Source organism: Sphingobacterium sp. Ag1 (genome assembly GCF_000988325.1).
In the GTDB taxonomy this organism is placed as follows: Bacteria; Bacteroidota; Bacteroidia; order Sphingobacteriales; family Sphingobacteriaceae; genus Sphingobacterium.
On sequence record NZ_LBGU01000035.1, the window covers coordinates 23,379 to 48,896 of the forward strand.

The 25,518-nt window shown below is 39.9% G+C and carries 25 protein-coding genes; 16 read left to right on the forward strand and 9 right to left on the reverse strand.

The genetic code is table 11. The features are described 5' to 3' along the window. Nucleotides 1-417: 417 nt before the first annotated feature. Nucleotides 418-1,878, reverse strand: a complete 1,461-nt coding sequence (locus AAW12_RS10025; RefSeq protein WP_084823132.1) for an exonuclease domain-containing protein — start codon at nt 1,876-1,878, stop codon at nt 418-420. 179 nt (nt 1,879-2,057) lie between these two features. On the opposite strand from AAW12_RS10025, the gene AAW12_RS10030 reads away from it, so the two are divergent. Beyond that, nucleotides 2,058-2,339, forward strand: a complete 282-nt coding sequence (locus tag AAW12_RS10030; protein WP_046673606.1) for a GNAT family N-acetyltransferase — start codon at nt 2,058-2,060, stop codon at nt 2,337-2,339. A 66-nt stretch (nt 2,340-2,405) separates the two neighbouring features. Here the strand turns inward: AAW12_RS10030 and hutG are convergent, their stop codons facing one another. The 4 genes from hutG to hutH are packed head-to-tail and all read right to left on the reverse strand — an operon-like array spanning nt 2,406 to nt 8,265. After that, nucleotides 2,406-3,428 carry a formimidoylglutamase gene (gene hutG, locus AAW12_RS10035; RefSeq protein ID WP_046673486.1) on the reverse strand — a complete coding sequence of 341 codons (1,023 nt, stop codon included), beginning with the start codon at nt 3,426-3,428 and terminating at the stop codon, nt 2,406-2,408. Further along, the gene (locus AAW12_RS10040; protein WP_046673487.1) at nt 3,425-5,443 is read right to left on the reverse strand and encodes a urocanate hydratase; all 2,019 of its coding nucleotides are present in this window, start codon (nt 5,441-5,443) and stop codon (nt 3,425-3,427) included. Before AAW12_RS10040 ends, hutG begins: the two co-directional genes overlap by 4 nt. A gap of 4 nt (nt 5,444-5,447) precedes the next feature. Beyond that, nucleotides 5,448-6,647 (reverse strand): imidazolonepropionase, encoded by a 1,200-nt coding sequence (gene hutI / locus AAW12_RS10045; RefSeq protein WP_231585249.1) that lies wholly within the window; start codon nt 6,645-6,647, stop codon nt 5,448-5,450. Nucleotides 6,648-6,705: 58 nt separating this feature from the next. Beyond that, nucleotides 6,706-8,265, reverse strand: coding sequence for a histidine ammonia-lyase (hutH, locus tag AAW12_RS10050; RefSeq protein WP_046673489.1), 1,560 nt, complete (start codon nt 8,263-8,265; stop codon nt 6,706-6,708). Between the two features lie 77 nt (nt 8,266-8,342). Here hutH and AAW12_RS10055 point away from each other — a divergent pair, with 77 nt between their 5' ends. From AAW12_RS10055 to AAW12_RS10080, 6 genes are all read left to right on the forward strand, one after another. Beyond that, nucleotides 8,343-9,266, forward strand: a complete 924-nt coding sequence (locus tag AAW12_RS10055; protein ID WP_046673490.1) for a LysR family transcriptional regulator — start codon at nt 8,343-8,345, stop codon at nt 9,264-9,266. Nucleotides 9,267-9,388: 122 nt separating this feature from the next. Next, nucleotides 9,389-9,679 (forward strand): antibiotic biosynthesis monooxygenase family protein, encoded by a 291-nt coding sequence (locus AAW12_RS10060; protein WP_046673491.1) that lies wholly within the window; start codon nt 9,389-9,391, stop codon nt 9,677-9,679. A 110-nt stretch (nt 9,680-9,789) separates the two neighbouring features. Continuing rightward, the gene (locus AAW12_RS10065; RefSeq protein ID WP_046673492.1) at nt 9,790-10,296 is read left to right on the forward strand and encodes an S-ribosylhomocysteine lyase; all 507 of its coding nucleotides are present in this window, start codon (nt 9,790-9,792) and stop codon (nt 10,294-10,296) included. Then, a complete protein-coding gene (locus AAW12_RS10070) occupies nt 10,297-10,938 on the forward strand; it encodes a hypothetical protein (protein WP_046673493.1) in 642 nt (213 codons plus the stop codon). A gap of 256 nt (nt 10,939-11,194) precedes the next feature. After that, on the forward strand, nt 11,195-13,378 hold the full coding sequence (locus AAW12_RS10075; RefSeq protein ID WP_046673494.1) for a bifunctional alpha,alpha-trehalose-phosphate synthase (UDP-forming)/trehalose-phosphatase: 2,184 nt from the start codon (nt 11,195-11,197) through the stop codon (nt 13,376-13,378). Further along, nucleotides 13,378-15,189, forward strand: coding sequence for a glycoside hydrolase family 15 protein (locus AAW12_RS10080; protein WP_046673495.1), 1,812 nt, complete (start codon nt 13,378-13,380; stop codon nt 15,187-15,189). Before AAW12_RS10075 ends, AAW12_RS10080 begins: the two co-directional genes overlap by 1 nt. A gap of 92 nt (nt 15,190-15,281) precedes the next feature. On the opposite strand, the gene AAW12_RS10085 is transcribed toward AAW12_RS10080, so the two are convergent. Both AAW12_RS10085 and AAW12_RS10090 read right to left on the reverse strand, forming a co-directional pair. Continuing rightward, entirely contained in the window at nt 15,282-15,551 is a 270-nt protein-coding gene (locus AAW12_RS10085) for a hypothetical protein (RefSeq protein ID WP_046673496.1), read from the reverse strand. A gap of 184 nt (nt 15,552-15,735) precedes the next feature. Further along, nucleotides 15,736-16,314, reverse strand: coding sequence for a hypothetical protein (locus tag AAW12_RS10090; RefSeq protein WP_046673497.1), 579 nt, complete (start codon nt 16,312-16,314; stop codon nt 15,736-15,738). Between the two features lie 139 nt (nt 16,315-16,453). On the opposite strand from AAW12_RS10090, the gene AAW12_RS10095 reads away from it, so the two are divergent. Further along, nucleotides 16,454-16,801, forward strand: coding sequence for a hypothetical protein (locus tag AAW12_RS10095; RefSeq protein ID WP_156167612.1), 348 nt, complete (start codon nt 16,454-16,456; stop codon nt 16,799-16,801). Between the two features lie 42 nt (nt 16,802-16,843). Here AAW12_RS10095 and AAW12_RS10100 read toward each other — a convergent pair whose 3' ends face one another. Continuing rightward, nucleotides 16,844-17,095: a hypothetical protein gene (locus tag AAW12_RS10100; protein WP_046673499.1), complete on the reverse strand. Its 252-nt coding sequence runs from the start codon at nt 17,093-17,095 to the stop codon at nt 16,844-16,846. 397 nt (nt 17,096-17,492) lie between these two features. On the opposite strand from AAW12_RS10100, the gene AAW12_RS10105 reads away from it, so the two are divergent. The 4 genes from AAW12_RS10105 (at nt 17,493) to AAW12_RS10120 (ending at nt 19,946) form a co-directional block, all read left to right on the forward strand. After that, complete coding sequence (locus AAW12_RS10105; protein WP_046673500.1) at nt 17,493-17,993, forward strand: RNA polymerase sigma factor; 501 nt, start codon at nt 17,493-17,495, stop codon at nt 17,991-17,993. A 79-nt stretch (nt 17,994-18,072) separates the two neighbouring features. Continuing rightward, nucleotides 18,073-18,261: a hypothetical protein gene (locus AAW12_RS10110; RefSeq protein WP_046673501.1), complete on the forward strand. Its 189-nt coding sequence runs from the start codon at nt 18,073-18,075 to the stop codon at nt 18,259-18,261. A 215-nt stretch (nt 18,262-18,476) separates the two neighbouring features. Beyond that, the gene (locus AAW12_RS10115; RefSeq protein WP_046673502.1) at nt 18,477-18,950 is read left to right on the forward strand and encodes a PA2169 family four-helix-bundle protein; all 474 of its coding nucleotides are present in this window, start codon (nt 18,477-18,479) and stop codon (nt 18,948-18,950) included. A 36-nt stretch (nt 18,951-18,986) separates the two neighbouring features. Then, nucleotides 18,987-19,946, forward strand: coding sequence for a DNA topoisomerase IB (locus AAW12_RS10120; protein WP_046673503.1), 960 nt, complete (start codon nt 18,987-18,989; stop codon nt 19,944-19,946). An 8-nt stretch (nt 19,947-19,954) separates the two neighbouring features. Here AAW12_RS10120 and AAW12_RS10125 read toward each other — a convergent pair whose 3' ends face one another. Then, nucleotides 19,955-21,160, reverse strand: a complete 1,206-nt coding sequence (locus AAW12_RS10125) for an NAD(P)/FAD-dependent oxidoreductase (protein ID WP_046673504.1) — start codon at nt 21,158-21,160, stop codon at nt 19,955-19,957. Between the two features lie 125 nt (nt 21,161-21,285). On the opposite strand from AAW12_RS10125, the gene AAW12_RS10130 reads away from it, so the two are divergent. The 4 genes from AAW12_RS10130 (at nt 21,286) to AAW12_RS10145 (ending at nt 25,510) form a co-directional block, all read left to right on the forward strand. Then, nucleotides 21,286-22,041: a Ku protein gene (locus AAW12_RS10130; protein WP_046673505.1), complete on the forward strand. Its 756-nt coding sequence runs from the start codon at nt 21,286-21,288 to the stop codon at nt 22,039-22,041. Between the two features lie 97 nt (nt 22,042-22,138). Then, complete coding sequence (locus AAW12_RS10135; RefSeq protein WP_046673506.1) at nt 22,139-22,765, forward strand: hypothetical protein; 627 nt, start codon at nt 22,139-22,141, stop codon at nt 22,763-22,765. A gap of 163 nt (nt 22,766-22,928) precedes the next feature. Next, nucleotides 22,929-25,097, forward strand: a complete 2,169-nt coding sequence (locus AAW12_RS10140; protein ID WP_046673507.1) for an ATP-binding protein — start codon at nt 22,929-22,931, stop codon at nt 25,095-25,097. A 113-nt stretch (nt 25,098-25,210) separates the two neighbouring features. Then, nucleotides 25,211-25,510: a hypothetical protein gene (locus AAW12_RS10145; protein ID WP_046673508.1), complete on the forward strand. Its 300-nt coding sequence runs from the start codon at nt 25,211-25,213 to the stop codon at nt 25,508-25,510. Nucleotides 25,511-25,518 lie beyond the last annotated feature (8 nt).

Below are 25,518 nucleotides of genomic sequence, written 5' to 3' on the forward strand. Positions count from 1 at the left end.
GCTATTACAGTACGCTGACACTAAAGTAACTTAAACTAACTATAGAGAGAAAAAACTTAGGGGGACAAAAGGGGGACAAATATTAATCAATTGAAAACCAATAAATTGAAACATACACTTCAAATAAAAAAAACACTGATTTATTTTGAATAATCAAAATAAAAGTAATACTTCACCTAAAATTCTTGTTCGGAAATATAAAAAAAAGAAAACCTGAGGTTGGGAGCCCCAGGTTTTTAACTAACCAATTATTAACCTAAATTATGAAAAGTCTTTTTTAATATTCTACACAAAGAATATTTCAACTATTGGACCAAAATCGCGCGCGATTTGCGATTTCACATTTCTTTAACAGATTACTGAGATTGAAATGACTAAACGGAAAAAATTCCCAAAATATAAATTAAAAATATGCTGTTAATAGAAATTAAAAAGACTATTCGGGGCCAATTTCTCGTAAGAGAAAGTAGGCTCTGCCGCAACGTCAGGTAAAATCTTTGATTTTGTTAAGAAATGTACTTTAGCGGGATGTCTTTCTGCTGCCATTTTGACCAATTCCATCATGTAGTGATTACTCTGATATCTTTTAACTTGTCCTTTTATGTCTTCAAACCCGTTGTACTGGCCGTATTGATCTATATATCCCATTCCATAAAAAACACCATTTTCAATAACAATGCAACTTTTTTCATCGGAATTACGTCCTTTATCGATCAATATAAAGGATGGTTGCTGTTTGAGCCAATCCTCAATACAACGTTCCACCCGGGTATTGTGTAGGTCTCGATCGGGCAATTCGGTCTTCTTGATGGATTTCGTAGACAAACTGGCGTGCCCAAACTGACAAAATTGCGGATTAATAGCGTCATGCTGAATAAAGCTTTGCAGCAACTGAATAGCGTCATATTCACGCTGAAACAGCTGAATACATGCTTGTCCCCTTGTCGTCTTCCCTATAGCCAGATGGAGATAGCCATTTTGGTCCTCATAAGAAAATAAACCGAATTTAGGCTCATACCGTTTAAGTGCCCTATTATATTTTGGCCAGAACTTTTTAATTTCCGCACATTCCAATAACAATGACATTAGCTCAGTTCCGCAGCACTCATAACTTATATGATGAATTTCTTTTAAGAAATGTTGCCTTTGTGCTTGAATACTATTTCCTGTAAAATGGGACAATACTCTTTTTTTTATATTTACAGCCTTACCGACATAAATTACTTTTCCAGCTTTGTCGTGAAAATAATAGACCCCGGGCTCATTGGGCAATTGTTCATATTCCAAGGGATTTAAATGCGGTGGAAAACGTTGATCTAGCGCTTTATGTTTAATCATATCCTGAAATACCTGTTCGGTATCTAGCACTTTCAAATAAGCAAAGAGAATGGCTGTCGCATCGGCGTCGCCACCCGCACGGTGCCTATTTTCAATCGGTATATCTAAATAATCACATAGACGTCCCAAACTATAGGACAATAATCCGGGCTTGATTTTTCGGGCATAGCGTACTGTACATAATTTTATTGCTGACCACTCGAAGCCCGATTCCTGAAGCTGAAACCGAATGAATGAATAATCAAAGTTTACATTATGCGCAACAAAAATACGGTCTTTGAGCATTCCATAAATGTGTTCGGCAACTTGATCAAATAATGGAGCATCCTTCACCATGTCATTGTCTATGCCCGTAAGCGCAAAAATTGAATTCGGAATTTCTTTCCCTGGATTAACCAAGGTCTCCCAACGTTCCAAAACCTGGTTACCATCATGAATAACAATGGCAACTTCGGTGATCCGGCTCGATTTTGCATGGCCACCTGTAGTCTCTATGTCCACAATGGCAAATTCTTGTCTTTTGCTTTGATTTACACTCATAACGCAAAGCAAACATACTAAAAATATTAGCTATCTAAAAGAATCACTGCAATTTTACAAAACACAAAGGCCAATTATGCCATCTAACTGATAAAATAGCTGTTTTTCTAAACTACTGTTCATGTTATATATTGCAGGATTTTGTTTATTTTGTACTTTTCATTCATTAAATCATGCTCATGGAAGTAATACAAAAAAATGACGATAAACATGGTAGCTTCGAGGTTATCGATCAGGAAAAGTCGGTTGCCCAAATGACTTATACCTGGGCTGGCCCCACAAAATTCATTATAGACCATACAGAAGTAAGTTCTGAATATGCAGGAAAAGGGCTAGGCAAACAGCTATTGATGGCAGCAGTGACTTATGCACGTCAAGAAAATTTAAAAATTATGCCTTTATGTCCTTTTGCAAAATCAGTTTTTGATAAGGATCCGACATTAGCCGATGTGCTTTTTTAAGGCCTCGACCAATATGCAAAAAGGTGGTTAGATTGCTGTCGCAATCTAACCATCTTTTTTTCATGTTTACTTGCTGGACAGTTGCTGATCAAATTTAATGGCAAGTTTGTTTATCAACTTAAAGATCAGATCAGCTGTTAATTTCGCCGTTCTAGAATCGATATCAAAATGGGGGGTACATTCAGCAAAATCGACAGATTTTAAGTTGGGCAGATCCAGTAGAATATCGTAGATCGTAAAGAACAAATGATCGGGGACTATACCGTTAAATGCCAATGCACTTACTCCCGGCGCATAAGCTGCAGCGAAAGCATCAAGATCAACCGTCAAATACACATAATCTACTGATTTGGCAAAACGTACAATTTTGTCGCGAATGAAATCAAGTTTCTCAACGACCAGACTCTCTCGCGCTATAATCTGGACTTTCTTCGCTTTGGCATAGTCGAGCAATCCTTTGGTATTACTAATTTCTTGAATACCAATTGCCAAGTAATGAAATGGCAAACCTGCATTGGACTGGTCCTGCTCGATTTGATAGAAACCCGTTCCCGAGTTCCCTTTGCCGTCCTGCAATGGGCGGATGTCTAAATGAGCATCCAAATTAATAATGCCTAGGCTTTGATTACGGCTCTTAAGAAATTCTTTAACACCCAAATAATGTCCATAGGTTATTTCATGGCCGCCACCCAAGATGACCGGAAATCCTTCTTGTTCAAGAATACAATTTAAGGCACAACCTAAACCCTGCTGCGACAACTCTAAATCACTGTCTTTTATCAATATATCACCACAATCTTTAAGTTGTAGTTTATCTGAAAAATGTACAGGAAGGTTTGTTAAAATATTCCGAAGTGCTGTGGGGCCGTCCTTGGCTCCTACACGACCTTGATTGCGTCCAACACCCTCATCGCTACAGAATCCCAGAAAAGCGACGGACTGTCTTAAATCGGGCTGCTCGAGAAGATCAACACAATCCATTAATTGATGCCAACGCATCCATTCACGATCCTGGCCATCGGTACGTCCCTTCCATACCGCTTGGTCACCTTTACTGTATATTTCGGGATTATGTAACAAAAAGTTCATTCGCTCTGATCAAATAATTGTTCAATAATATCATCATCTACAAGTTGAGCACGCGTGACTTGCAATGTCGTATTTCCTTCCAATGCACGATCTAATGCTTGGTTGGCCTCCTTATTTCTAGCCCAAGCGCGCCTAGCAATCCCATTATTGACATCAAAATACAACATCTTTTCCAATTTAACAGCTGCTTCTCCTGAACCATCGAGTAGTAGACCAAAGCCTCCGTTGATAACCTCACCCCAACCGACTCCACCGCCGTTGTGGATAGAGACCCAGGTGGCCCCCCGGAAACTGTCTCCGATGACATTATGAATTGCCATATCGGCGGTATATTGACTTCCATCATAAATATTACTGGTCTCCCGATAAGGTGAATCGGTACCGCTAACATCATGGTGGTCTCTTCCCAATACAATGGGTGCTTCAAACAGGCCACTCTTTACAGCTTCATTAAAAGCCTTTGCTATCGCAATACGTCCATTGGAGTCTGCATAAAGAATACGCGCCTGAGAGCCTACCACAAGTCTATTTTTTCCAGCTTCTTTAATCCATTGTATATTATCTTGCATCTGCTGCTGAATTTCCATTGGGGCTTCTGTTCGGAGATTTTCCAAAACTGTCATGGCTATTTCGTCTGATTTTTGAAGATCCGAAGCTTTTCCAGACGTACAAACCCACCGAAAAGGTCCAAAACCATAGTCGAAACACATTGGGCCAAGAATATCTTGTACATAAGATGGGTAGCGGAATTGATCCTTATCGTCATTCCATACCGCTGCACCAGCGCGACTGCTTTCCAATAGAAATGCATTACCGTAATCAAAGAAATAGGTTCCCTTGGATACATGCTTATTGATGGCATCGACATGCCGTATCAAGCTTTCTTGTACGCATTGCTTAAATCGATCAGGATCACTCGCCAATAAAGCATTCGATTCTGCAAAGGTCAGCCCCATCGGATAATAGCCTCCAGACCAAGGATTATGTAAAGATGTCTGATCAGATCCTACAGTGACGTGGATATTTTCGCGATCAAAAGCCTCCCACACTTCGACAATATTACCGATATAGGCAAAAGATATCGTTTCTTTTTGATCCATCGCCGACTGTACCTGTTCAACGAGCTCATCGATGTTTTCAATCAATCGGTCTACCCAACCTTGTTCATGCCGCTTTTTTGCTGCAGCGGGATTTATTTCAGCGCATACGGTGATACATCCGGCAATATTACCTGCTTTGGGTTGTGCGCCACTCATTCCCCCCAAGCCAGAAGTTAAAAATACTTTACCTTGAATTGTATCATTTGCTGTTAAATGTTTTCGGAAAGCATTCATGACCGTAATTGTAGTACCATGCACAATACCCTGCGGACCAATATACATATAGGAACCTGCAGTCATCTGTCCATATTGCGTAACGCCTAAAGCATTAAAACGCTCCCAGTCATCCGGTTTTGAATAGTTTGGAATCATCATTCCATTCGTTACAACGACACGTGGTGCATGTTGTGACGACGGGAAAAGACCCATGGGATGACCACTGTAGAGATGTAAAGTTTGTTCATCTGACATCTGCGAAAGATACTGCATGGTGAGGCGATATTGAGCCCAATTTTGGAAAACAGCTCCATTCCCACCATACGTAATCAGTTCATGGGGATGTTGGGCTACAGCCGGATCAAGGTTATTTTGAATCATCAGCATAATCGCTGCCGCTTGCTTACTCCCTGCTGGATAGTCAGCTATCGGTCGAGCGTGCATCGCATATTGGGGCCTAAAGCGGTACATGTAGATTCGGCCGTAACTACGGAGCTCCTCTAAAAATTCAGGTGCTAAAACGGTATGCCATTGTTTGGGGAAATAGCGTAATGCATTCCGTAAAGCCAGCTTCTCTTCCGACCTGGTGAGAATATCCTTTCGTCGGGGGGCATGGCTTATGGTATGATCTCGCTCTACTTTTGGGGGCAATACGGTCGGAATACCTTCCGCCACCTCGTTCTTAAATGTATCTTCCATGTTGTTATAGTGAGAATACTTCCTGACCATTTTTCCATACTGCTGTAGGTTGTAAGCTTCCTTGGTAGTAAGTAATATCCTGATAATTAGCTGTTTTAAATATAGTAAAATCTGCTTTCATGCCCTTGGCTAACACGCCGCGATCCGACAGGTTTAAAGCTTTGGCGGCACGGTAGGTTAATGCAGCAAGCAACTCAGCGTTCGTCAACTTCTCTGCTGTTGCCAAAATACTCGCACTCGTCAATAATTGTCCCATGGGTGCAGAACCCGGATTCCAATCACTTCCTATGGCCAAACATGCACCTGCATCCAACAGCTTTCTAGCTGGCGTAAAACCACATCCAAGTCCGATGGAAGCCGCAGGTAGCGCCACCGCAACAGTATCTGAATGGGCAATAAGGTCAATTTCAATTGCTGTTGATGCCTCAAGATGATCCGCGGATTGAGCACCGAGTTCAACTGCAATCTGACTTCCCGAAGTTGTGAACTGATCGGCATGAATAGTCAGGTCAAAACCCATCGCTTTTGCTTTTTGTAAATATGCCACAATGTCTTCCCCTTGAAACGCTGTTTTTTCTATAAATGCGTCAATCCGGTTTGACAGCCCTTCTGATTTCAATAGCGGAAAAAGATCTGTTGTAATTCGATGAAGATAATCATTTGCCGATCCGCTGAAGTCTCGCGGGAGCATATGTGCCGCCAAACAAGTTGGAACAAGGTCTGATGCCGTACGACGATCCGACTCCTGAATGACACGTAATATCTTCAGCTCTTCTTCAACATTAAGACCGTAACCGCTTTTAACTTCAATTGTTGTGATTCCTTGCCTTAACAGAAAATTTGCACGCTGGATCGTGAGATCAATCAATTCTGCTGCATCACAATCCCTTGTGTGTGATACCGTGCTCCAAATCCCTCCCCCAGCTGCCGCAATCTCCAGGTAGCTTGAGCCTGCATTTCGAAGGGCGAAATCATTCGCTCGATTACCGGCAAAAGCAATATGCGTATGGCAATCAATAAAGCCTGGCAAGGCGACCTGATCTTCCTCTACATGTACAAGTGCCACTTGCTTTCCCCATTGCAGTTGTAATCCCTCAAAGTCCGCCACTTCCATGATATCGTTATCTGCTATTAAAATACCTCCATCTTTAATAATAACTAATTGTTTATCATGGAGCGCCCCATTAACGGGCATATTTGACATGGTTAATATCTGCCTAAAAGGTCCAACTAATTTTAGCTCTTTTTCCATCCTTCTTCGTCTAAAACTCTTCAAATCTTTGTTTCAAATCCGCAGCAATTTCGCCCGTCGCATATTGACGATGCAATGTGATCAGTTCGCCCGATTTTACGAGCTTTAATGCTTCAGTCAACAGCTCTTCCATCGGTTGATCGGATTCGATATGCGGAATGGACTGACGAATTCTCGCATGAATAGCTTCCAATGCTGCAGTCGATTTTAATGGCTGATGATAATCCTTTGCCTGTGCCGCACATAACAGTTCAATGCTTAATATTTTATCAACATTGTCAATGACCTGTAGTAATTTTCGGCCGGAAATAGATCCCATACTGACATGGTCCTCTTGGCCTAAAGAGGTAGGAATACTATCTGCACTTGCAGGAAAACAAAGCCCTTTATTCTCACTTGCAATCGCGGCTGTGCTATATTGTAAGATCATAAATCCTGAATTGAGACCGGTTGATTTCATTAACAATTTTGGGACACCGTTGGTTTGACCTTCTAAAGACAAGTAAACCCTTCGATCCGAAATATTGCCGATTTCCGATGCAGCAAGTGTGGCATAATCCAAAGGCAAAGCGATTGACTGTCCGTGAAAGCTACCGCCACTAATGGTTAGTTCGTCATTAATGATCACAGGATTATCGGTCACTGCATTTATTTCGATTTCTATGGTCTCCTTCAAATGAAGCCAAGCATTGCGTGATGCTCCGTGGACTTGAGGGATACAGCGCAAAGAATAAGGATCTTGTACGCGGGAACAGTCTTTGTGGCTTTCCAAAATGGCTGAGCCATGAAGCATGTTAAAAATGCTTGCAGCGACATAACGGTTTCCGGCATGCGGGCGTAATTGATGTAATTCAGTAAAAAATGGTTTTATTGAGCCATTTAAACCTTCAATCATTAAGGTCGCAATAATATCAGCATTCTGAAGTACACGATTTAACTCAGCAACAGCCATCACAGCATGGGCTGCCATAAATTGAGTTCCATTGATCAAAGCCAGACCTTCTTTTGCGCCCAAGTGCACCGGAGCCATACCATATTTTTCCAAAACGGTAGCTGTTTCCATAATTTCCCCTTCTACGTTGACTTTTCCTAAGCCAATCAAGGGTAAAAATAAATGTGACAATGGCGCCAAATCACCCGATGCGCCGACAGAGCCTTGCTTAGGTACCACAGGAATGATATCGTTTTCAATATGCCAAATAATCCGTTCAATTGTCGCATACTGGACACCCGAAAATCCTTGAGAAAGCGCGTGAACTTTAAGAATAAGCATCAATTTGGCCAAATCATTGGCGATAGGTTCGCCCATACCGACGGCATGACTTTTCAGAATATTTTCCTGTAACAGTTGCGTTTGATTTGCGTCAATAAGTGTGGTACACAAGGGACCAAAACCGGTATTAATCCCATAGACAATCTCACCACGCTCGACTATTTTACGGACATAACTGGCGCTCTGCTCGATCTTATTCTTGACTTCGGGTGATATTTCCCCGGTAACCGTTCCTTTTACTATGGCTAAGGCTATGGAGCATGTTAGCTGCCCACTGCCGTATAAAAATTTTTCCATCTTCCTATCTGCTTTACTCAAATGTACTTGCTATATTTGATAATTAGAAATACCATTTTTATCATCAATTGATAACCATGAATTATCAAATAGAACTAAGACACTTACTGTATTTTAAAGTATTGGCAGAAGAGCTGCATTTTAGAAGGGCTGCCGAAAAATTGTTTATTGCGCAGCCGGGCTTGAGCAGACAAATTAAGCAGCTGGAGGAATCCTATGGTGTAGCACTTTTTGAGCGTAATAAACGAAATGTTCAAATGACGGAAGCTGGGATATATCTCTTTGAGGAGGTGAAAGAACTCTTTAGGCACTTGGATCAGATTGAAACTCAACTTCAAAGCTTTGCCAACGGTAAAATAAGCACCTTAAAGCTGGGGTTTATCGGGTCGGCCGTTCAGACCATCTTGCCGGAACTACTGCTCAATTTAAAACAGCAGCAGCCAGATATTGAGTTAGCACTTCACGAACTAGCGAATGAAACCCAGCTGGATCTGCTGGAGAAAAAAGAATTGGATTTAGGCTTTGTTCGTCTTTCGGAAACGCCACCTGGCTTATGTAGCCTGCCTATACATACCGAGCATTTTAGTCTCGTTTTACCCAACGATCATCTCCTATTGAAGTCACCGAAACCACGTCTTGACGCCTTAAAAGATGAATCATTTATCTTATTTTCCAAAAACTATAGCCACTCTTATTATGATCTCGTTATGAGTATCTTTAGTGATCATAAGTTTATCCCCAAAGTTACTTTGCGCACTGTGAATGCTTTGACCATTTTCAATATGGTTGCTCAGGGATTGGGTGTTGCCATTGTTCCTTCGTCTTTAAAGAACGGATACCATGTTGATGTCACCTTCCTTGAATTGAACGGTTTACCACAACGAACAACGCTCTCTCTAGTTTGGAATGCACAAAATCGCAACCCGGGTATTCCATTGGTCACCCAGATCATCACTTCACAACTAAAATACGGATATAATACGTCAAAGCGGGATAATTAAGGTCTAAGTCCATATTAAAACAATAAAGAATAAATTGTTCGGTAAGCTTGTTCTTGTATTGCATATCAGAAACAAATTTTCTAAGTTTGAGTTATTTACTAAACTTGATAAAAAAACAAATTATGATTTTAGAAGTAGCTGTATTGCAAATTATTGAAGGACAACAATCCAATTTTGAAAGAGACTATAAAACAGCTTGCCAGTATATTAGTGCGAGTAAAGGCTATATAACGCATTCACTACGTAAATGTATTGAGAAAGACAACCAGTACATTCTATTGGTCGAATGGGAAACTTTGGAAGACCATACCATCGGTTTCAGAGAATCGGCATTATTTAAGGAATGGGAAAAACTTTTACATCATTACTACGATCCGTTTCCAACAGTCGAACATTATGAAGTGTTAAAATAGTAGTTTTATCGTCCTTTTTCTATAATAATCTAGTATCTTTGTAGAAATTTTTGATATTCAACTTTTAACCCCTGTAGCGTCGCAAGCGTTACAGCTTTGAACAGAACAAGATGTACACAAAAGAAAAAGCAAAAGTAAATAGTTTTACGGTAGATCATACCAAATTAAAACAAGGGATCTACGCTAAAGCTTCTACCACCAATAACAGCAATGTTGAAAGTTATACAACTTACGACATTCGCATGATCAGACCGAATTCTCCTGAGCGTATGCTATCGCCTGAAGTCATGCATACCTTAGAGCATTGTTTTGCAACAGAAATTAGAACCATCTTAGGTGATGAGGTTATTTATGTTGGACCAATGGGCTGTTGCACGGGATTTTATGTTGTATTGGCTGGAACAGCGAAAACTCCTCAGAATGTGGCGGAATTGATGAAAGAAGTATTAGAGACTATTCTTACAGAAGGATACGAAGTACCTTTCCAAAACCCGATTAGCTGCGGAAACTACACATTTATGGATTTTCCCACCTCAAAGCAGGCTTGTGTTAACTTCTTAAATCTGATAACTGCCGGAGAATTGGCTTTTGAGTATCCATATATTGAAGAAAACTAAATGATCCTGAATAAAGATATTGAAACGATTATCTTGGTAGCAAATAAAAATGAGCTATCTTTTAATCCGACCAGTGAATCGACTTTTGTCTACGAAATTGGTGTAGGTAAAGTAAATGCTCTCCTAGCCGTTGCTACGCTTTATGAAGACATCAAAGCTTTAGGGATCAATCCTGTTCTTCTCAATGTGGGCACTGTGGGCTGTACAAGACATCCGATAGGACATGTCCTTTATCCGGCATACTATGCGCAAGGAGACGCGTATACAGATGGTTTTTTTCTGGAAAACACCTTGTTTTTTAAAGGGCAAGGGATCTTGGAATCCATTTCACGCGATGAGTTTCGTTACGAAGATGCACTTTTGACATCGGATCGTTTTATCAATGTAAATACGGCTTTTTATCAGGATATCAAACATTTTAATCCTCTGGCATTTGATATGGAATCTTATGCCCTAGCGAATTTCTGTTTTCAAAAAAATCTCACCTTTCATAGCATTAAAATTGTTTCAGACAATTGTGATGGTACCGTTAAAGATTGGGAAAGCATTTTAGGGGAAATTTCGGGGAGATTGGGAGACATCCTCGATCAATTTATGAAAAAATTGAATCACGAAAAAGCTGCTGCTGTCCCTATATCGTAAGCGAATGAGATCACAAAAAGACCTGTAGAAATAGAGGTCTTTTTTGTTGCTATTTGGGATGTACCGCTGCCCATATTCCCCAGTTCTATTCCAATAAACTACCTTTTTCTTTCTTCAACAGCTGCCCCTACCGTCCTTCTAATTTGAATTTATCGAAACTATTCTTCGCCGAGGTTGTTCAGATAGTGGATGACAAGCCCATCGTTATAGTCAATATAACTCTTCCACACTGCAAATAAATCGATCTAATATTCTTATGAAGAAAAAGAAGAAAATAATAATTTCAAATAGACTGCCGATACAAATAGAACGAAAAAAAGAAAAATTAATCATCAAGCCGAGTGCGGGTGGACTTGCAACTGGGTTAAACTCCGCTTTTGATAGCGACGAAATACTCTGGGTTGGCTGGCCGGGAATCGTTCCGAAAGATGAAGAGGAAAAAGAAAAGATTGTTGAGCTTCTCGAACCGATGAGCTTACTTCCTGTCTTCTTATCAAAAGATGAAATCCGCAATTTCTACGAAGGTTATTCCAATGAGGTCCTCTGGCCTATCTGTCACTATCAGCCTAGCTACATTCATTTTGATCGCGAATATTGGTCTACGTATGTCACAGTGAATAAAAAATTTTGTGAAGCCGCTCTTTCCATCGATCAACTTTCGGATTTTATCTGGGTGCAGGATTATCAGCTTATGCTGCTCCCGCAACTGCTGCGTGCAGCAAACCAAACACTCAACATCGGATATTTTCACCATATCCCCTTTCCTTCTGAAGAGCTCTTTATGAACATTCCGCAACGTAAAGAATTGGTCGAAGGTTTATTGGGTGCGGATCTCATCGGATTTCATACGTTCGCTGATAGCCAGAACTTTCTAAACGCCTGCAAAAAAATACTGCATGTATCATCTGGTTATAATCAGCTGAAATATAAAGATCGCCATATCTTTGTGGAATCCTTTCCGATGGGCATTGATTTTGATAAATTCGTCCAAGTCAGCCATCAACCAAAAATTCAATCTATTGCAAGCCAATTTCGAAGCCACTTTCCCGACCAGAAGATTATTATATCGGTCGACAGGCTCGATTATAGCAAAGGGATATTAGAGCGATTACGTGCTTTTCTCACCTTCCTTGAAAAATACCCCGAATGGCATACAAAAGTTGTCTTATATATGCTTATCGTGCCCTCCAGGGATAAAGTGTCGCAATATAAGAAGCTGAAAGACGAGATTAACCGAAAGGTGAGTGAAATCAATTCCATTTATGGAAATTTAAGCTGGACGCCAGTATTATATTTTTACAAATCACTTCCATTCGAAGAGCTGGTTGGATTATATGTTGCATCTGATATCTGTATGATTACATCGACGCGCGATGGGATGAATCTTGTCAGTAAAGAATACATCGCCAGTAAAACGTTATCAAAAGGTGTGTTGATTTTAAGTGAGTTTGCGGGCGCTTCCAAAGAACTTGTTGACGCCTTGATTATTAACCCCTATAATCGAACGGAAACTGCCGACAGTATTTACCAAGCGCTTAAAATGCCGCCCGAAGAAATTCAGGAACGTACCGATGCCAATATTCAGATTATACAGAAGTTTAATGTACAGCATTGGGTGCAACTATTTACCAATCGCCTGGCTGAAACCAAAGCCATCCAGCGTGATGAATGGGCAAGGCGGATTTCAGATAAAGTGTTCAGTAGTATTTCGGAACGATACAGTAAAAGCAGCAACAGGCTCTTTTTCCTGGATTATGACGGCACTTTGGTCAAATTCCAGAACCATGCCCAAAAAGCAACTCCGACGACCTTATTGTACAACCTCTTGGATAATATCATTTCAGACCCACTTAATACCTTGGTCATCATAAGCGGGCGCTCGCAAGAAAGCTTATCGTCTTGGTTTGACGGTCGGTCTTACTATTTGGTTGCCGAACATGGCATTTGGTCAAATTTCCCAAATTTCAACTGGTCATATAAAAAAGGACTGGCACTTCACTGGATGCCCGAAGTAAAAAAATTGATGGAAAAATTGGCCGACCAAACTCCCGGCGCATTTATTGAGGTCAAGCCTTATTCGTTGGCCTGGCATTATAGAAAAGTAGAATTAGGCTTGGGCGAACTTAAAGCCACTGAATTAAAAGAGATTTTAAACCCGATGCTGAATGATTATGGCTTACAGTTACTTGACGGAAATGCCGTTATTGAGGTTAAAAATACGGAAGTTAACAAAGGTAAAGCAGCATTGGAAATCGCAGGTCATATAAAAGCAGATTTTATGTTGGCCATTGGCGACGACATTACCGATGAAGACCTATTCCGCTATCTTCCTCAATCGACAATAAGTATCAAAGTTGGTGGCAATAAATCTGCGGCAAAATATTATCTGGATGAACAAGAAGATGTTCTTCAATTTTTGAATCAACTTATCATAAAATAATGAACGAAAATACAATGGAAAAAAGACATACCTATCAATCTGGAATCATTGGCAATTGTTCCTATATAGCGCATGTCGGTATGGATACCAATATATCTTGGCTGTGCTGGCCCTCTTTCGAAGATAGCTTTGTATTTGGCAGTATGCTCGACAAACAGCAAGGCGGGCGCTTCGAGATCAGCTCAGAGGAACCTATTGTCGAAACCAAGCAATATTACATCAAAAACTCCAACGTGCTCTGCACGGAAATCCACACAGCGTCCTATGCCTATCGTGTTACGGATTTTGCCCCTCGATTTGAACAATTCGGACGATATTTTAAACCTTTGATGTTGGTCCGGAAGATCGAACCTTTATATGGGGCCCCCAGTGTAAACGTTAGGTGTCAGCCTACTGGCGACTATGGCCGATTGGCACTTAAACCGACCCGCGGAAGCAATCATATCCTGTATAGTAACGACCAGATCGGGGAACGAATTCGCCTTACTACGGATCTGCCCATTTCTCATTTCTTTCAAGAGGAGAGCTGGACCATCATCAGTGAGAATAAATACCTTGTACTGACCTATGATGCTGCTTTCGAATCGGCTATTGCAAGTACGTGCGAAGATTTCCTCCATAAGACAATTAGCTATTGGCAGCGATGGATTAAAAGATGTAGTATTCCCAACATCTATCAAACAGAAGTTATTCGATCCGCTTTGGTGCTAAAGCTCCATCAATATGAGGACACGGGAGCAATTATCGCAGCTTCAACAACAAGCTTGCCCGAGTACCCTGGTTCTGGCAGAAATTGGGATTACCGCTATTGCTGGGTACGGGATAGCTACTATGTATTAACGGCACTGACGCATATCGGTCAATTTGAAGAAATGGAAAGCTTTGCAAATTATATTGCCGGCATCACACATCGTAATCCGGGAAGGCTTCAACCATTGTACGGTATTCTCGGCAATTCCGAACTTACGGAACATATTTTACCCTATCTAAAAGGATATCAGGAGAGCGGTCCAGTGCGGATCGGGAACCAGGCGTTTGAACATATCCAAAATGACGTCTATGGTCAGGCCATGATTGCATTGTTGCCTCTATTCACTGATCAGCGTTTTAAAATCCATGAAAACAAAAATGTCTTAGGTTGGGTGAATTTTATTCTGGAAAAAATAGAAGCCACAATCGAGGAGAAAGATGCCGGCATTTGGGAGTTCCGGAACTTTGCCAACCATCACTGTTATTCGAATCTTTTCCAATGGGTTGGATGCAAAGCTGCCCTATTAATTGCACGCCAAAATGGTTATCAGGATATGGAGGATCGCGCGAATGTTCTTCTAAAAAAGGCAGAAGCTTACATTGAAGCCTGTTATGATGAAGAGCGAAAAGTTTATCAAAACGCATTAGACAGCCGAAATTTAGATGCAAGCACCTTACAGCTTATTGTTATGGATTATCTTGACCCAAAGTCGGACCGTGCACGTGATCACCTCGAGATGCTGGAAAAAGAATTAAAAGGCGAAAATGGACTTTTTTATCGGTATAAGCATCAGGATGATTTTGGCCGCCCCAAATCCACGTTCTTGGTCTGTGCATTTTGGTATGTAGAAGCCTTGGCCTGCGTAGGGCGTGTGGAAGAAGCGAAAGAGATCCTCGAACGTTTGCTGACCTATAGCAATCACTTAGGTCTGTTCAGCGAAGATGTGACGGAAGATAACGGCAGCCAATGGGGAAATTTCCCGCAAGCCTATAGTCACGTTGGATTGATGAATGCTGTTTACCGCCTAGCGATAAAATTGGATAAACCAATTTTTCATTAACATAAAAACAAACATGAAGGTGTTAAAAAGTAAGGTTAACACCTTCGGTTTGAGCATTCGAAAGCGCTATCGGTGCTTATATTTACAGGCGCTTATATTAAGGTCTGTTTGTAGCGATCAAAATGCTCACAGATTTCTTCCACGCCAATTTGCTTACCCATTAAATCTATAAAGCGATTTTTATACAATGAGAAGATATATAATCCTGTTGCCAAGCTTCCCACCACAAAAATACCTTCCTGCTCGTTGCTTTTAACCAGTTTATTATTTAGATGACATTCCTTAAGCAATGGTATATCATAAGAAGACCACTTCCCCATTTTATCTTTTAGTACCAACCCAATATTTTTTGTTCCAGTCATCGTAATTTGCTCCTTTCTTAAAAAGGGAACATCGCTAATTGTCTAAATGTTTGAGTGATTTGCTGATTCCAGCAAAAATGCGTCTTTTATACACAGTATCAAGTATAAACACGTTATATAAAAAAAGCATGTTTTACCATTATGGTTTGAAAACATGCTTTTATTAAGTCTGTACGAGATTAATCTATCTTTTGCCAGGTAGATAGATCTGAAAACCCAAACCTACCCCCAATCCACTCGCTCCACTACCCGTATTGATATTGGCTTTACTGTAGTTATAACCGAAGGTGGCTTCCAAAGCCACTGTCCTGGTAATAAAATGTGCATAACCCACATTCGCTCCTACGGCCAGCGCAACATCCTTCCCTTTCGAGCTACCCGAAATCCCGATGTCTCCCTGCCCAAAGAATCTCCCTGTAGTTGAACCTGCATTTGGGAAATAATAGCGTACAAAAGGTGCAACCCCATATGTCCATTCATTATCAGCATCCTTTACCGTGGCCAAGCCTAAGTTGGCTTGCGCTCCGATGGCCAGACCATCCGAAACAAAATAGCCCGCTCTCGGTTGAAGTGCAATGTTAAACGATTTTGCTTCAAAGCTGTAGCCTAGATTACCGATCGATCCACCGACCATCCAGTTTCCTTGTTTTATAGGTTCGATGCCTACCTCCGATGACATCTGTGGCGTGGTCTCAATTTTCTGCGCATGGGCCTGATACCCAATACCTGCTGTTATTAATAAAAGAAGTGTCGATTTTTTCATATAAGTGTATGTTCTAAATTACTATAATTTAATAACAAGGTCGATAAATGAAAAGTTTTAAATTTATCATTAAAATATAGGTGTCACCTTTTAAAAAAAAACAACCATTCAGTTTTAATTGCTGTTCTCTATTAAAAAGATGATGAATACAGCAATTCAATTTGGTGATTCTATTTCACATTCATATTGGAGAAACTCCATGTACATGAACGAAATAGACCCTTTAGACAACGATCCAAGTACCGACGATGGCACTTCTGTACGTCAGCAGCCTCAAGTCCCTTCACAAGAAGATGTAACCCCTGATCTGTACTATCCTGAAAATGCAGAGGGGCCAGATCCAAGTGAAGAAGAACAACGCGATCGTAGTAATAAAGAAAAGATTAATACGGAAGAGGATCAACATAAAGAACAACCGGACCATTCGGAAGAAAATATTTATGGTGCTGATCCGGATCAAAAGAGCAAAAAAAACTCCCTTAATTAAGGGAGTTTTTTTATCAGATATATTGATAGGTCGACGAAATGGTTACGGTTTTGATTTACTATTATTGATACTGTCTTTCCTAAGTGTGTCTGCTAAACTCGTATCTTTCTGCATGGTCATTTTTTGCTGTTCGCTTAAATTATAGCGGGTTTCGTCGGCATCAGTAGGTGCAATGTTATCTGACTGACCGCTTCCTTCAGTTTGATTTTTGGTCGAGTTTTGGCACGAAAAGGATAGTGCAGCGCAACATAATAATGTTCCTAAAGTTAAGGTGAATCTTTTGCTCTTTTTCATAGTCTATTTTATTTTGCGTTAATCTTTTTCGATAAGAACCACATTCAAAGCTTATTAGTTCAATAAAAGCTGATAAAAACAAGAAATTTAAAACTTGCTTGAAAAAATGGACACTGGCATAAATCATTAAAACAGGTAATACCCGTAATAAAGACATTTTTTTTAGGAACAAATACCCAATTAAAAAAAACTATTCATGGCAGTAAATTTTATTGCGACACGTTTAATCCCGCTTTTTTGTAGTGTTTCTACTACAAAATCAAGGATACGCAGTCTTACGTATTTTTCCCATATACCTGTTTAAACAAGGTTTGGATGACCTCTAAATCGCAAAACTAGCACTTTAATTGTACCTCTGTTTATCGAATACACATCAGTCAATTTAACAAAAGGTACTATGAACAATTCCAATTTAAATTTGTTAGTCGAAGAAAAAAGAAGTCTTTTGAAACATTTCGCGGGAAAATTCACCAATGATCCTGATGAAAAAGAGGATTTGATTCAAGAAACACTTATCCGAGCATTAAAATCGATCGATGATTTTATCCGTCACCCCAAGTTAATGTCTTGGCTTTACGTTATTATGAAAAATGTATACATCAATCAATACCGCAAAGCGAAGCGTACGAATGATATCCACGAAACCTACATCGGTCTGGAAAGTACCAATACAATAGAAACAAATAAAAGTGACAACAAATTCATCGCGGATGATATTGAAAAAGCGATGTGCAGTTTGTCGGAAGAAAATTATCAATTGTTTCAATTATTTCTCGAAGGATATAAATATCATGAGATAGCCTCTTATTTTGATATGCCCGAAGGCACTATAAAAACCAGGATCCACATGACAAGAAAGAAACTTCAAAAGCAACTTAAAATTTACAGGCTCAAATAAAAAACAAAAAGGTGGTTCTAGGGTTATCTATCTAGAAGCAGCTAACCGACATCACAACAATTCGTTAAATGGTAAACATATGAAATCAGGAGTTAAAATAAAGAATCAGCAAGCTATGATCATTGCGCTAATTATCTGCGGCGGTCCGATAGGAAAAGGAAATAGCAAAACCATTGTTCAACCAGAAGTTTCGGAATCAGTAGACAAGAAACAGATTAAGGTCGATACGGAAAAAGCTAAAAAAACTTCTTATTTGAATAAAAAATAAAGATAGCAATTACCGTCAAACGGCTGCTTTAGCAATCTAAAGCGGTCGTTTTTTTTTGCGTTTCGCTCTATCTTTCGTGCAACAATCTACTGATGGTACGCTGTATAAAATCGTCTTCATGGATGAAATTATACTTATCCTGTTCTTTCACAAAACTGCAGGGCTACTTGAGGCGTTCTTAAGTGAAAAATAGAAATTCACAAAGCCGACATTAAATGGAAAACAATACGGTAAATGATCGTACATTAATCAGCGACCTTATACAGATCAACAACGATCGGATTGCAGGCTATCAAAAAGCTGTAGAAATAGCCACACGCCTCCATCTTGAACATTTAAATAACACCTTTGTTGAGTTTATGAACCAATCCGAGGTATTTATTGAAGAATTAAAACCCTACCTAGCTCCGCGGGAAGAAGACTCAATCGGAGGAACGATGATCAGTGGCAAGCTATTCAGAATTTGGATGGAGATAAAATCCGCCATTTCAGGAAATGATGAAAGGAGTTTACTATGCAGCTGTGAGCAAGGTGAAGATGCCTTTACACATACCTATAAGGATGTTGTTGACCATGAAGGCTGGGAAATCAGCCATGATCTGCTCCTGCTCATCGAAAAACAACTTGGTATACAGCTCGAAGCTCACGAATATATTAAAACGTTACGAGACAAGGCCACAACGTCTTAACCTATTATCAACATATTTTACAAGGGAAAATGCACTATGAAAGCAAGAACGGGGTATACAAGAAGAAAAGTAGGTAAGTCTTTTAAATATTTCGACGCTTCGGAAAAGGAAGTGTCCGATAAAAAGGTTTTAGAGCGGATCGCAAAACTCGTTATTCCACCAAATTGGACAGATGTTTGGATCGCTAAAAGCTCAAAAAGCGATTTACAGGCTTTTGGCTTCGACCAAAAAGGACGCAAACAATATATCTATCATTCCAAATTTGTCGGCCAACGGCAAGCTGCAAAGTTTAGTAATATCCTCTATATGGGTAAATACTTACAAGAGTTGAGAAACATCAGTTCCAAACACCTCAAACACGAATTTTGGGACATGGATAAACTTTGTGCAGTTGCTTTTAAAATAATGGACAGTACATTGATTCGTATTGGCAATAAGCGTTATACACTGACAAATAAATCGTATGGGCTGAGTACTTTGGAAAAAAGACACGTCAGCATTGAAGGCAATCGGATATCGCTAGCCTATAAAGGTAAAAAGGGGGTTTTCCAGCAGAAATCCTGGACCAACAAACAACAAGCTAAACTTTTGGAAGAATTACTAAAAATGAAAGGCAAAAGGATATTCCAAATGGATAGTGCAAGTTGCGAAAGCACTTTCTGTGGCTCCGCTTTTAATCAGTATCTGCGGAAGAATTGTACGGGTGAGATCAGCTGCAAGAGTATTCGCATTTGGGGAGCCAGTCGTGAAGCCTTTTATCAGCTTGCGCAAACAAAACAGGCGGAATCACTCAGTGCACGGAAAAGACAATTAAATAGCGTCATCAAGAAGGTTGCAGAGCAACTTGGTAATACGAAGTCTGTTTCGCAGACTTATTATATCCATCCGGCCATACAACAGGTATTTATGGAAGCAAAGTTCCCCTTTATAAAAGATAAATTACCACTAGCGAAGCTTGAAGAGAGAGTATTCCGATTTTTACGTAAGCATGGCTAAGCAGGAAATTACCGGCCAAATCTAAACCATTCTTCCAATGGATGGTTTAGGTTATGAAGCCAGCTCGCAACCATATCCATTGCTGCAACAGAAAAGGTTATACCATTTCCGCCGAAGCCACATACAAAATATGAATTTTTAAACTTTCTATGTTCTCCGATATAAGGTAATCCATCTTTGGTCGTCCCAAATGTACCTGCCCAAGTAAAATCAGTGCGGAAGGTTTTATTGACAAAAATTTTATTAAATGACTGCGCTAACTTATGTGACTTCTTTGCAATGAGCTCATCTCGCTTGATGGGATCTCTAAAGGTCTCATCTTCTCCTCCAATCAGGAACCTATCGTCGTCTGTTGTTCGCATATACAAATAGGGCGTGGCCGTATTCCAGAGGAGAAGGTCGTGATATAGCTGATTATGTTCTTTATCAGCTTCCGATACAATAGCAAATGTGCTTAGCAGGTCAACAAATTTTTCGGAAATGAGATTTGTTGTTTCGTATCCTGTACAATAGATAATCTTTTCCGCTTTGATTTTAGCCCCTGTTGAAGTAATCGCTGAATTATAACCAGACTTATAAAACACTTTTTCTAACGCTGTTTTGTCAAAAATCGATAACCCTCGGTTAACATTATATGCCAATAGTTCGTGTGTGAAACAAAAGGCGTCAATGCTTGCCCCTAGATCCGAAAGTATACCCCCATAAGCACCGCTCATTGCATAACGTTCCCTGATATCCCGCTCCGTTAGCCACTTGACGTCGAAGCCAGCTTCTTGCCTTGCTTCGAACTCCACCTTTAGCCAAGCTATATCCTTTTTCTTTGCCGCATAGTAGAGTGACTGTTTGCTTCTAAAACCAGCTTTCGATCGGATTTTCTTGGCAAGTCTACCTAATTTATCAATAGCTTCTCCACAGGCTCGGTAGCTCGCAATTGCCCCCTGAATGCCGATTAATTCCTTTAATCTATATAAGGGAATATCAATCTCATATTGTAACATGGAAGTTGTTGCCGCCGAACTCCCATTCACAATTTCCCGCTTATCTATAAGAACACATTTCTTTCCATCAGCCATACATTGATGCGCAATCAAGGCTCCGGTGATCCCCCCTCCTACAATAAGTACATCACAGCTTATATCTTTTTGTAAGGAAGGATAGGTATTTAAGAGACCATTCTTCACCAACCAAAATGGCTCATTTGACTTTAAATCCATGATAATAATAGCAGCTTTACAGTATATAACCGATTCCTTTAGGAATAGTTTGCCAGCTATTTTATTAAATTTCAAACCATTCCTCCATAGCGAAGGTTATCGTATTAGCAATAAATGGACAACATATGCGTGCAATTTGGACAGGGGCTATTGGTTTTGGCTTAGTTAATATTCCCATAAAATTATATAGTGCAACTGAAAATGCAAGTCTCGATTTGGACATGCTTGATCGTAAAGATTTATCCAATATTAAATTCAAACGGGTAAATGAACAGACTGGTAAAGAGGTAAAGTGGGACAATATTGTTAAAGGATACTTTATGAAAGACCACTATGTAGTTTTGGAAGACGCCGATTTTGAAGATGCAAGTCCGGAGAAATCAAAACTTATCAATCTGCATGCATTTGTAAAACTGATGGATGTTGACAGTATTTATTTTGAAACACCTTATTACCTAGAGCCACAGAAGGGCGGTGAGAAAGCTTATCAGCTGCTTGTCAAAGCTTTAGAAAAAACAAAAATGGCGGGTTTAGGAGCATTTGTGATGCGAAATGTCGAACATCTAGCCCTTATAAAACCCTATCGTAATGCATTGGTATTGAATAAAATTCGCTATCAGCAGGAGATTAGGGCCTTGGATGACCTTAAATTGCCCACTACAATAAAAATTCAAAAGGTGGAAATGGATATGGCGACACAGCTGATTGAGCAGCACAGTAAGTCCTTTGATATTAGTAAATATAAAAATGAATACATGGACGAGCTCCTAAAAATTATCAAGCAAAAAGACAAGGGAAAACGCCCAACCATCCGAAAAATGAAAGTTGAGCATACAAAAGCAGACGATCTCCTTGCCAAACTAAAAGCGAGCTTGGGTTAAGACGCACCGACATAAAAACCTAGGGGCTTAGCTACCTTCAAGGAAGCTAAAAAGCAGGAATAAGAAATCCAGTATTTTAAGCATAAATAGAAAAACGATGAAAAATATCATACCGGAACAGAAAGAAGGGAAAAGACTTGATTGTTTTGAATCACTTGAATTTGCAAGTGAAGATATCGCTAACTTCGCATTTGAATTGGGCGTAGAGAACCTGAGAAAGGTCAACCATTGGTACACGTTAGCCCAATTACCCGCTACCACATTCCAATTGACAGGCGGTTATGGTACACCGATAGATCGCTTACTCGAATTACATGATTATATCAGACTGGATATCCCCGGACCGGGACTTCCAAGTAGCGGTGGTTATGACTGGGTACATGTCGTTAACCTCACGCTGGACAAAACCGATGATTATAAAGTTTTTGCCCTAACCTTAAAGCCTTGTCCCGATCCAAGCCATCCCGGCGATAAAAATACAGCTCATTTTTTCGAAGGAATTTCATCGTCAACTTTCCTGATCGAACAGCGTAGAAACAGTATATTGTTTCAATATGCTGGCAGAAACGAGATCATAAACGTTGACAATGAAAATTTTAGCGATAATGTTCGGAACTATCTCGTCGGTTTGGCGGCGAAAATAGGAGCCTCCTATCCGCAGTGGAAATCATTAATCAAAGGAATGGCGAATGCTGTTGCCAAAGAATTTAATGCCCGTTTATAGTATGTTGCATGTGAGAAATTGGTGTCATTTTTAATTCCAAAGTAAAAAGAAGCCAATAAGGCAATTTTATCTACTTTCTAACGTTCTAATATTAAAGATTCGATCTATGTTGTCGTAATTTTTTTTCGTATATTTATGTGTACATTAGGAGTTTTGGGGTACTATGAATCATACAATCCAATCGAGTAATCAAACCGTTATTAAGCTTCAATCTTTTGGCAGCCTGGTCATTTTAGATCGGCATTTTACGATCGTCGGAGTGACGGAGTCTGTCGTAAATGAACATTATACCAGTGAAGCTCTATTAGGAACCCATTTTTTTCATAGCTTTGGCCATACCTTCGGCGAAGCCCTGTTGAAAGTGAGGAATGCTGTGATGGAACTTCTTGAAAACGGACAGTCGCGCCATATTTTACCCATTAAAATTAAAAACGACCGGGTTTATGTTAAACTACGTAGACATGATGAATATCTTTACATTGAATGGGAACAACAGCATAAAAAATATATTGCTGCTAAAAAAATAAACGAACTCAATTTTTTGTTGGATACCATTCAGCCAAATAATTGGAATCGCGTTTGTTCGGCTATTAACAAGATATTGAATTATGATCGGGTTTTCGTTTTGCAGATTCAAGAAACAGGGTACAGTTCGGTGATTGCAGAGCATACGGCCAATGGACGGTCTTCTTTCAAAGGCAAGGAATTCTCCAAAGATTTTATGCCCGAGGAAGTCTTGTCTTATTATCGCGGTTATTCGTATCGATACGCTCCCAACATGGACGATCAGGGACAAGAATTCTATTATAAAGATGAGTCCATCGATCCCCTTTCGAGCCTATTATCTCCTCTGCCTGAACTCCATCAACTTTTTTTGAAAGAAATAAATGTTCAAAGTGCCCTTTTTTTTCGAATCTGCATTGATGATGATTTTTGGGGACTTGTGGTTGCGCAGCATGACGAAAAGCGTGTGGTCGACCTACAACAACGAAAACTATGCACGTTTGCCATCCAGGCGGCAACCAGCAAATATGAAAGTCATGTCAAACAGAATCTCTTGGAAAGAACAGAGCTTCTAAAGCTCGCAGAAGAAGAATTAAAGAAAAGTCTCTCTGAAAATAAGATGGTAAATTGTGCCTTGATACAACATATGGACATCCTAACTCAGCTTGTGGATGCAGATGGTTTGGCAATTTTCAATCAGGGCGACGTTTTTAACTATGGGCAGTCTCCTCCTAAAGCACAGTTTTATGAACTCATTCAATTCCTGCAGAAACATACCGACAAAGCCCTCTTTAAAGACTACAACTTTCGTCTAAATCATCAAGAAAACTTTAAAGATAAGCTCGGTTTTGCGGGGCTAATGTATTTAAAGGTAGGCTTGGAGAACGATTATTACATCGTTTGGTTTAGAAGAGAAAATAGCAGTCAGGTCATGCAAATGGAGTTAAAAGAAGAACAGGATGATAAAAAGCAGCTCAAAATCTGGGAAGATACGCGTTATGATGTTGCCAAGCCATGGAATGATGCTGAAATTAACTTTGTGCTTCGCTTAAATCAAATCATCAAAGAATCCATCTTTGCGAAATTGAAAGAACGCCAGCTCCTCAATGACGAACTTCTCAGCTTAAACAATGAATTGGAAATGTTTACCCATACGCTTTCCCACGATTTGAAAAACCCGCTGTCCATCTTAAAAATGGGTATACAATTTCTTCAGCAACACCCCGACAATATCGATTTTAAAAAAATCAATAAATGGTATCAGAATTTCAGCCGAAGTGTCACCAACATTGAGGATATTATCAACAATATGGTACAATTAAGTCAACACCGATCCAGCATTTTAGACAAAGAGCCACTTCCAATGGCCTACACCATTCAGCGTATATTCCAAGAAAACAGTATTCTATATAACGTCAATAATTGTCGGCCCACTTTTGGTACATTATTGCCTATTTGGGGCGAGAAAAGTGCCGCTTATCAAATTTTTTCCAATTTAATTATCAACGCTATAAAATATTCAGCCCAGTCGGACAGTCCTGTGGTATCCATAGATAGTTCGCATGAAGATGATTATACCCATTATCAAATCAAGGATAATGGAATTGGCATACCCAGTGAACACCTACCGCACATATACGAAATGTTTACAAGGGCGGATAACGTGGGCTCCATACCCGGTACGGGCATTGGTCTTTCACTCGTAAAGCGCATTATGGAGCGGTTGGGAGGAAATATAAAAATTGAATCGGAAGTCGGTTTGGGTACAACAGTTCATCTTTACTTTCCAATTGTTAAGCCATTTCCCGAACAAATGTTGCTCAATTAACCTGATGCAGCATCCTGAAATCTCGCAAACTATTTCCTTGCTGATATTGTTCATTATTCGAGAGAATACAACGCGAATAAAGAGGGTTGTACCACTTAAACGAAATCGAAAACATGGAAGAGATATTGCAACATGCAGTAGTAAAACGAGGTTTGATTATTGCCTATTACTTTAGTAACATATGGTATCGTAAAGGATTATTCGGGCAACATACTATTCCGGATCCCAATGATACTGATCCAATTGAGCGTCCTGAACCGGACGTGGATGAAACCGATCCTGAAGAAGAAGAAAATGTCAATTATGCCCATAAAAAGACACAAACAAGCGACGGAACAAGTGCTAGAGCGGCCTCGTCCGCTGCTTGGGATGAAAATGTCGAAAATCCGGCAATACCCAAAAAGACAGATTGACCCGTGGG

Excerpts from the sequence above, each read along its gene's own strand:
- AAW12_RS10135 (WP_046673506.1), top strand. The coding sequence starts at position 22,139 with ATGAAAAATATCATACCGGAACAGAAAGAAGGGAAAAGACTTGATTGT.
- AAW12_RS10145 (WP_046673508.1), top strand. The coding sequence starts at position 25,211 with ATGGAAGAGATATTGCAACATGCAGTAGTAAAACGAGGTTTGATTATT.
- AAW12_RS10065 (WP_046673492.1), top strand. The coding sequence starts at position 9,790 with ATGTACACAAAAGAAAAAGCAAAAGTAAATAGTTTTACGGTAGATCAT.
- AAW12_RS10080 (WP_046673495.1), top strand. The coding sequence starts at position 13,378 with ATGAACGAAAATACAATGGAAAAAAGACATACCTATCAATCTGGAATC.
- AAW12_RS10025 (WP_084823132.1), bottom strand. The coding sequence starts at position 1,878 with ATGAGTGTAAATCAAAGCAAAAGACAAGAATTTGCCATTGTGGACATA.
- AAW12_RS10095 (WP_156167612.1), top strand. The coding sequence starts at position 16,454 with ATGATGAATACAGCAATTCAATTTGGTGATTCTATTTCACATTCATAT.
- AAW12_RS10130 (WP_046673505.1), top strand. The coding sequence starts at position 21,286 with ATGCGTGCAATTTGGACAGGGGCTATTGGTTTTGGCTTAGTTAATATT.
- AAW12_RS10090 (WP_046673497.1), bottom strand. The coding sequence starts at position 16,314 with ATGAAAAAATCGACACTTCTTTTATTAATAACAGCAGGTATTGGGTAT.
- AAW12_RS10115 (WP_046673502.1), top strand. The coding sequence starts at position 18,477 with ATGGAAAACAATACGGTAAATGATCGTACATTAATCAGCGACCTTATA.
- AAW12_RS10105 (WP_046673500.1), top strand. The coding sequence starts at position 17,493 with ATGAACAATTCCAATTTAAATTTGTTAGTCGAAGAAAAAAGAAGTCTT.
- hutH (WP_046673489.1), bottom strand. The coding sequence starts at position 8,265 with ATGGAAAAATTTTTATACGGCAGTGGGCAGCTAACATGCTCCATAGCC.
- AAW12_RS10085 (WP_046673496.1), bottom strand. The coding sequence starts at position 15,551 with ATGACTGGAACAAAAAATATTGGGTTGGTACTAAAAGATAAAATGGGG.
- AAW12_RS10070 (WP_046673493.1), top strand. The coding sequence starts at position 10,297 with ATGATCCTGAATAAAGATATTGAAACGATTATCTTGGTAGCAAATAAA.
- AAW12_RS10110 (WP_046673501.1), top strand. The coding sequence starts at position 18,073 with ATGAAATCAGGAGTTAAAATAAAGAATCAGCAAGCTATGATCATTGCG.
- AAW12_RS10055 (WP_046673490.1), top strand. The coding sequence starts at position 8,343 with ATGAATTATCAAATAGAACTAAGACACTTACTGTATTTTAAAGTATTG.
- AAW12_RS10125 (WP_046673504.1), bottom strand. The coding sequence starts at position 21,160 with ATGGATTTAAAGTCAAATGAGCCATTTTGGTTGGTGAAGAATGGTCTC.
- AAW12_RS10140 (WP_046673507.1), top strand. The coding sequence starts at position 22,929 with ATGAATCATACAATCCAATCGAGTAATCAAACCGTTATTAAGCTTCAA.
- AAW12_RS10100 (WP_046673499.1), bottom strand. The coding sequence starts at position 17,095 with ATGAAAAAGAGCAAAAGATTCACCTTAACTTTAGGAACATTATTATGT.
- AAW12_RS10120 (WP_046673503.1), top strand. The coding sequence starts at position 18,987 with ATGAAAGCAAGAACGGGGTATACAAGAAGAAAAGTAGGTAAGTCTTTT.
- AAW12_RS10075 (WP_046673494.1), top strand. The coding sequence starts at position 11,195 with ATGAAGAAAAAGAAGAAAATAATAATTTCAAATAGACTGCCGATACAA.
- AAW12_RS10030 (WP_046673606.1), top strand. The coding sequence starts at position 2,058 with ATGGAAGTAATACAAAAAAATGACGATAAACATGGTAGCTTCGAGGTT.
- hutI (WP_231585249.1), bottom strand. The coding sequence starts at position 6,647 with ATGTCAAATATGCCCGTTAATGGGGCGCTCCATGATAAACAATTAGTT.
- AAW12_RS10040 (WP_046673487.1), bottom strand. The coding sequence starts at position 5,443 with ATGGAAGATACATTTAAGAACGAGGTGGCGGAAGGTATTCCGACCGTA.
- AAW12_RS10060 (WP_046673491.1), top strand. The coding sequence starts at position 9,389 with ATGATTTTAGAAGTAGCTGTATTGCAAATTATTGAAGGACAACAATCC.
- hutG (WP_046673486.1), bottom strand. The coding sequence starts at position 3,428 with ATGAACTTTTTGTTACATAATCCCGAAATATACAGTAAAGGTGACCAA.